Below are 6,868 nucleotides of genomic sequence, written 5' to 3'. Positions count from 1 at the left end.
TCTCTCTTAATTAACATTTTGACTATTTGATTTGGGAATCATTTATATCAACAATTGTAATATTATTCCATTATGAAAAATATAAGGAAATTCATGATATATTAAGACATTCTTATTTTATGAAACGTAGCTTTTTCAAAAATTCAGAAATTATAGCTTGTGGCTGTATTGAATTTTGTAAAGGGTTTGCAAGGATAGAAACGGTTTATAAACCAAATTCTCAAAACCCAAGATCAAGATTACATACTCTTGCAGGAGAAATGTTAATTAAGAGAGAAAAGAAACCCATTATAACGTCACAAAAAATTGCAGAAGCTGACATAATGCTTTTCCAACTATCTGGAATAATCGATTTTACAGCAAATCGTGACTGTCATTATAGACATTATAGATGGTTTCCGATAACGTATATTTATGCTAAAAATACACACAATATGTGGACTAAGTTAAAGTCAAAAAAATACTGCGAGAAAATTCTTCCATTGTTTGGAGTTTCTTCMGTAGATGAATTAAAAAATAAAATCGGACAATCTAAAAATGATGAAGATATTGGCTACTACTCTAATATTTTTGATCCAACCGCGCCAAGATTTAGTGATATTATCAAAATAGAAGAAATTGCGAGCATAAATTAAATGTATTTGAAAAAATTTAAAACTATTTTAAATAAAGGAAAGATAAGCCTTCTTTCTTAAAATTTAAAAGAGAGTTGTAAAAGGATTTAATAATTATTTGCCTGACATATATGCTAATTGACTGAAAACTTTTATATAATCTTGATAAAGTAAAGGCGATAATAGATTTGAAATAAATGATGGAAAATAGCTGCTGCGGATTTGTAATAAATAACAATGAAAAAAACGAACAATAAAAAACTTAGACCTAGTCTGCCTCGTATATCAAAAAAGGGAAATAAAAATTCTGATTTTTTTGCGGTATCAGAACAGCAAGAAAATTATATTGTTTCTCGTGAAATAGAGGACGAAACGAAGAAAGCAAAATTAGGATTTAATAAACTTACCCCTACTGAATGGGCTTTGCTTTCTAAAAACGTTATTACTGAAGATGATATATTAAACCCTGTGTGGAACAATTTGTCTTCGCCTCGCAACAAATATCAACTTGAGCACGGCGCAGTTTATCCCGTAAAACTTTGCGAAAGATTAATTAAAATGTATTCTGCTGAAGGCGATAGCGTTTTTGATCCGTTTTTAGGAATAGGAACAACAATGATAGCGGCGCAAGCATTAAATAGACATTGCGTGGGTATAGAATTAAATCATAAATTTGCAGATATTGCTCAAAAGTGGCTAGATGATGCGCAAGGATTATTTGCAAATAAACTGCATTATAAAATTGTTAAAGACGATTGTCGTAATATGTTAAAACATATTCATAAAGAAAAAATTCAACTGACGGTTACGTCTCCGCCTTATGCTGACTTTATTCAAAAATCATTAAAAGATAGAGAAACAACGCATAAAACTTCTGTTATCAAATATGAAAATAACAGTACTGTAAAACAGTATAGTCAAAATGAGCAAGATTTTGGAAATTTGTCTTATGACAAATTTTTACTGCAGATAAAACAAGCTTTAAAAGATAACTTTGTCTTAACAAAAACAGGCGGGTATTCTTGCTGGGTTGTAAAAGATTATAGAGACACAAAAAATAAAATTCCGTACGTTCCATTTCATTCCGATTTAGCGCGCGCTGGCGAAGAAGCGGGTTGGAAATATCACGACTTAATTGTATGGGATCAAACAGGGCAGCGTCGATTAGTGTTATTAGGATATCCAAGCGTTTTATATACTAATCAAAATTGTTCGTTTATAGTAGTTTTTAGGAAAGTAAAATAATTATGAATTACAATATAAATTTTGATTTCACTAATGCTGACGCGATGTATTTAACGCATTCTTTGCACCCATATCCTGCAAAGTTTCCGCCTCAATTACCAAAATCTATCTTAAAAAAATTTGCTAGCAAAGGACAAACAATTTTGGACCCTTTTTGTGGTAGTGGAACAACGCTAGTAGAAGCAAGATTACTGGGTTATAACGCGATAGGAGTAGATGTTAACGGATTATCTTCTTTATTGTCAAAAGTTAAAGCAACTCCATTGTCAGAGCAAGAACATAAGAGTATTAAATCTTTTCTATCAAAAATAAAAAAAGAAATTAGTTCTTGGGAAACGAAACGACCAGAAATTAAAATTAAAAAAATTGAAGGTATAGAGCATTGGTTTCAAAAAAATGTTTCAGAAGAATTAACGCATATACTAAATTTAATTAATAAAATAGATGATGTTAATGTTAGAGATTTTTTTAAAATAGTTGTGTCTTCAATAATTGTTAGAGTTTCAAACCAAGAAAGCGATACTCGCTTTGCGGCTAAAAATAAAAACATTCCAAACAATTATGCTCTTAAATTGGTTTATGATAGAGCAAATGAATATTCAGAAAAAATAATGGAATATTCTAAAGATATCATTGATAGTGGATTTCTGAAACTATTAAACGCAGATAGTCGTAATTTAACAATGCTTGAAAATAAGAGTGTTGATATAATTATTACTTCTCCGCCGTATGCCAATACTTATGATTATTATTTGTATCATAAATTTCGTAAGCGTTGGCTTGATTTAGATGTTCATTTTGCGCAATATAATGAGATAGGTTCTCGTCGTGAATATTCAAGTCTTAAAAAACCAGCCAATCAATGGACTATTGATTTAAAAAAATGTTTTGCTGAAATGTATAGATTGTTAAAAAAAGACGGTCTTGCTTTTATTGTTATAGGCGATAGCGTAATAAAAAAAGAATTAATAAAGATAGACGGAGTAATTCAAGATTTTATACCTGAAATCGGCTTTGATATATGCAATATTATATCGTCCGATTTATCGAGACATTCAAAGATATTTAACCCCACTTTTGCGCAGAAGGGAAAAAAGGAACATTTGATTATTTTAAGAAAATGAAAACAATAAGAATTTATTACGAAAGCCTAGAACAAGCAGAGCATTATATAAAACCTATTGTAAAAAAAACCGTTAATAATGACTTTGAAATAATTCTTTGTAAAAGACCAAAGAAAAATACAGAGTTAAATGATGGCGCTATATCGGCTATTCTGACAATGGTTACGCCTGATGTTTTAATTACGGGTACTTCATACGGTAAAGAATATCCACTAGTCTTAATTGAATTCAGTGAAGCCGTAAGTACGGAAGACCATGAATTACAAAGAACATATGGGGCGGTTGCGGCATATCTTTCGGGGGCATATTACTTAAAATTGTCAGGTGAAAAACAATCTGAAAAAGAATTTGGCGGGGCAAAATATAATCCATACTCAACTCCTAAAATTTTTATAGACGAAGTCAATTATGAAGGGTATGTAATTGCTTTTTGGGAAACTCAAAAAGATAACCAATTTACATTAAAGCGTGATCCAAGGTATCCATCTTGTCCACCTGTAATTGAAATTTTAACTGCTACATTACAAAGCGCAATTAGGGCATTTGTGAAATCAGATAAAGATTGGTTTGTAAAAAGTTTAAATGAGTTAAAGAAAGAAGAAAGTTATAAAAAATATAGAGCAAATGTTGATAAAGCCGATGGCGCCAAGGAATTATTAAATACTTGGAAAAATAGAAGAGATACTAATTTAAATAAAGTTAGGTATTTTGTCAAAGATAAATTTGTAGCCGCTAAAATAAATCGTTTTAGCCACGCGATGGATCCAGATAGGGGAATTTTAATATTTATATCGTCTTTATTTTCACAAAAAATGAGTGTGTTTGGAATTTATGCCCTTGTTCGTCCTCACGGGAGTTATTTAGTCAAAAAAGATATGACTTCTGTGGATACGATGCGTAAAAAATTAAAAATTGTACTTGAGATGGATAGGCAAGGGTTGCCAAATTGGCTCATAGAAGAATTAAATAAAGTTATTAAAAGTGTGAAGTATTTGGACGAACAAATAAATTTTCAACCTATATGGGAAAAGTATAAAAATGAATTATTAAAAAACAAAGTTGTAATGACGCTGGCTTATTTCTTGGACGGTATTTATTTAAATCATAATGGGGTTTGTATAAAGTGGGACAAAAGGGCGTTGCTTAATTCAAACAACGGGAATTTTTTAGAGGCGCTTTCTGAAAATTTTGGGTTTTCAAATTATACAAGTCCTACAAATATAACAGAAGTTGTTGACGAAGTTGATGAAGACGAAATCACATATTCCATAGTTCATAAAGTTTTAATACCTAATGGCTTTAAGATTGTTTCCGTATCATATCCGGGTTCGCAGGGCGGCGGGGCTATATTACCAAAACCTGAATTAGGAAAAGCGCAACCTAGAGAATACCCTGACATAATAGCGTTACCACCGAAAAACTCAAAAATAGATGTTGTTTTGAATGAAAGCAAAGGAATGTTTGTACAAAAAGCAATAGAAGCCGATTTAGAAAAAATTTTAAGATATAAAGTTGTCAATAAATTGAAAGAAGCATTAAAAGAGACTTTGTTTGTAGCACAAGTTATAGATAAAAATAAGGAGCTTAAAAATATAGTAATTGGTGTTTCTTTTGGCGTAAAGGATAACACGCAAACTACTTGGAAAGCAGATAAGGTTGACTTTATATTCAGAGTGATTAACCGCAAACAATGGGCTATAGGAATTTTTAAACAAAGTATGAAAGATTTGATAGGGAAAATAGAAGGGAAAACTGATTTCCCCAAAATTTACAAATTATTTAAAAATGGATTATTGTGATGTCCAAGTCAATAGAAACGCTGTTGCTTCGTCAGTCTGTCTCGCACCACATCTATTTATATCAATATAAGATTGCTTGACTATATCAATCTTGAATCAAAGTTAAATATTTGTCCCGATACTGTTTTAACTTGAGACAGGAAAACTACAAAATCAGCGAGTTCATTGATGTCAGTTGTAGTATTTAAAACGCTTTCTTTTTTAACTGTGTCTATGTGAACATCTCCGGCATTGCTGGCCATATCCGTAAAGTGAAAACCGGGTAAAACGGCATTCACGGCTATTCCAAAGCGTCCATATTCTCGAGCGGAAGTTCTTGTAAGAGCTATGACGCCTGCTTTTGATGCAGAATAACTTGCCGATCCAATATAAGATTTAAATGCAGAAATTGACGCTATATTTATTATTGCGCCGCCTTTTTGTTTTATCATTTTTTTTAATGACTCTCTAATCATAAAAAATGTGCCGTTTAAATCTGTCTCAACAACGGATTCCCACATTTCGTCCGTCATTTTTAGTATTGTAGAACCTACAGTAATAGATGCATTATTTACAAGACAATCAATTTTTTTATATTCGTCAACGACATTTTTTATTAATTCTTTTACTTCATTTTTATCGGCTATATTTGTTTTTATAAACTTTGAATTTGGAATTTTGTAGTCAGGTTTATTATTTTTATAGCAACCGCATACATTCCAATTATTTTTTGAAAAAGTCAGCGCAAGCTGTTTTCCAATTCCCCTAGATGCCCCTGTTATCAACACAGTTTTCTTGTACATGAATATCCTCCTGCCTATTTGATTAAGAAGATTATACAAAAATAGTAATTTTTGATATAATCGACGGGCTAGATTTAAGAGGTTTCACTATGAAAATGGAAAAAATTTACAACTCTAAAGTAGTTGAAGAGAAATGGCGCAAATATTGGATAGAAAATAAAACGTTTTCGGCAAGAATAGACAAAAACAAAAAGCCGTTTACGATAGTTATTCCTCCTGCAAACGTAACGGGATCTTTGCATATAGGGCATGCCTTAAACGCTACCTTGCAAGATATCATAATAAGATTTAAAAAATTGCAGGGATATAATACTTTGTGGGTACCCGGAACAGACCATGGCGGTATTGCTACGCAAAATGTAGTTGAGAAACTTCTTAAGAAAGAAGGAAAAACTAAATACGATTTAGGTCGTGAAAAATTTTTGGAAAAAGTGTGGCAATGGAAAAGTGAAACCGGAGACATAATACTAGATCAACTTAAAACGATAGGTTGCGGTTTAGATTGGGACAGAGTCGCTTTTACAATGGACGAAAAGCGTTCAAAAGCTGTAAAAAAAGCGTTTATACAGATGTTTGACAATGGTCTTATATACAGAGGAAAAAGACTTGTTAATTGGTGCTCTAGGTGCGGTACCGCCTTGTCTGACATAGAAGTTGAATATACGGAAGAAAAAAGTAATTTATGGTATATAAAATATCCTCTAAAAGATTCTGACGGATATGTCATTGTTGCAACTACGCGTCCTGAAACAATGCTTGGAGATACGGCTGTTGCCGTAAATCAGAATGATGATAGATATACGCATTTAGTAGGTAAAACTCTAACGTTGCCGTTGGTAAACAGAGAAATAAAAATAGTCTCAGATTATGTTATAGATCAATCTTTTGGAACGGGAGTTGTAAAAGTTACGCCTGCTCACGATGCAACTGATAATGAAATAGCAAAAAGAAGTAATCTTGAAATAATAGAGATAATAGATGTTAATGGGAAAATAATTAATGCGCCTGAGAAGTATCTCGGACTTAGTGTTGAAGAAGCAAGAAAAGAAATTGTTAAAGATTTGAAAAAAACAGGTTTTTTAGTAAAGATAGAAGATTATACTCATTCGCTAGGAAGATGTTATAGATGTTCAACAAAAATAGAGCCTTTGATGTCCGAACAGTGGTTTTTAAATGTTGGCGAAATGTCTAAAAAGGTAGTTGATGCCACAAATGACGATAGGACAGTTTTTCATCCGCAATCGTGGAAAAAACCTTACGTTTTGTGGCTTGAAAATTTAAGAGACTGGTGCATAAGTCGCCAA

Annotated in this window: 6 protein-coding genes; 5 read left to right on the top strand and 1 reads right to left on the bottom strand. The window is 31.9% G+C overall.

Annotated features, from left to right (window positions below):
- Positions 1-26 precede the first annotated feature (26 nt).
- The 4 genes from LE180_RS05490 to LE180_RS05475 all read left to right on the top strand — a co-directional run bounded on the left by LE180_RS05490 (position 27) and on the right by LE180_RS05475 (position 4,782).
- On the top strand, positions 27-635 hold the full coding sequence (locus LE180_RS05490) for a hypothetical protein (protein WP_374134452.1): 609 nt from the start codon (positions 27-29) through the stop codon (positions 633-635).
- A 216-nt stretch (positions 636-851) separates the two neighbouring features.
- Positions 852-1,859, top strand: a complete 1,008-nt coding sequence (locus LE180_RS05485; RefSeq protein WP_374134451.1) for a DNA methyltransferase — start codon at positions 852-854, stop codon at positions 1,857-1,859.
- A 2-nt stretch (positions 1,860-1,861) separates the two neighbouring features.
- Positions 1,862-2,983 (top strand): DNA methyltransferase, encoded by a 1,122-nt coding sequence (locus LE180_RS05480; RefSeq protein ID WP_374134450.1) that lies wholly within the window; start codon positions 1,862-1,864, stop codon positions 2,981-2,983.
- A complete protein-coding gene (locus LE180_RS05475) occupies positions 2,980-4,782 on the top strand; it encodes a hypothetical protein (protein WP_374134449.1) in 1,803 nt (600 codons plus the stop codon). The genes LE180_RS05480 and LE180_RS05475 overlap by 4 nt, the downstream gene beginning before the upstream one ends.
- Before the next feature lie 80 nt (positions 4,783-4,862).
- Here the strand turns inward: LE180_RS05475 and LE180_RS05470 are convergent, their stop codons facing one another.
- Positions 4,863-5,564 (bottom strand): SDR family oxidoreductase, encoded by a 702-nt coding sequence (locus LE180_RS05470; RefSeq protein ID WP_374134448.1) that lies wholly within the window; start codon positions 5,562-5,564, stop codon positions 4,863-4,865.
- A 95-nt stretch (positions 5,565-5,659) separates the two neighbouring features.
- On the opposite strand from LE180_RS05470, the gene LE180_RS05465 reads away from it, so the two are divergent.
- Positions 5,660-6,868: class I tRNA ligase family protein (locus tag LE180_RS05465; protein ID WP_374134447.1), on the top strand; the 1,209-nt coding region annotated here is incomplete at its 3' end.

It is taken from the genome of Candidatus Endomicrobiellum pyrsonymphae (assembly GCF_020328025.1).
Lineage (GTDB): Bacteria > Elusimicrobiota > Endomicrobiia > Endomicrobiales > Endomicrobiaceae > Endomicrobiellum > Endomicrobiellum pyrsonymphae.
This window is presented reverse-complemented; position numbering and strand designations above follow the sequence as displayed.

Coding starts and splice junctions, on each gene's coding strand:
- LE180_RS05485 (WP_374134451.1), top strand. CDS start 852: ATGAAAAAAACGAACAATAAAAAACTTAGACCTAGTCTGCCTCGTATA.
- LE180_RS05480 (WP_374134450.1), top strand. CDS start 1,862: ATGAATTACAATATAAATTTTGATTTCACTAATGCTGACGCGATGTAT.
- LE180_RS05475 (WP_374134449.1), top strand. CDS start 2,980: ATGAAAACAATAAGAATTTATTACGAAAGCCTAGAACAAGCAGAGCAT.
- LE180_RS05470 (WP_374134448.1), bottom strand. CDS start 5,564: ATGTACAAGAAAACTGTGTTGATAACAGGGGCATCTAGGGGAATTGGA.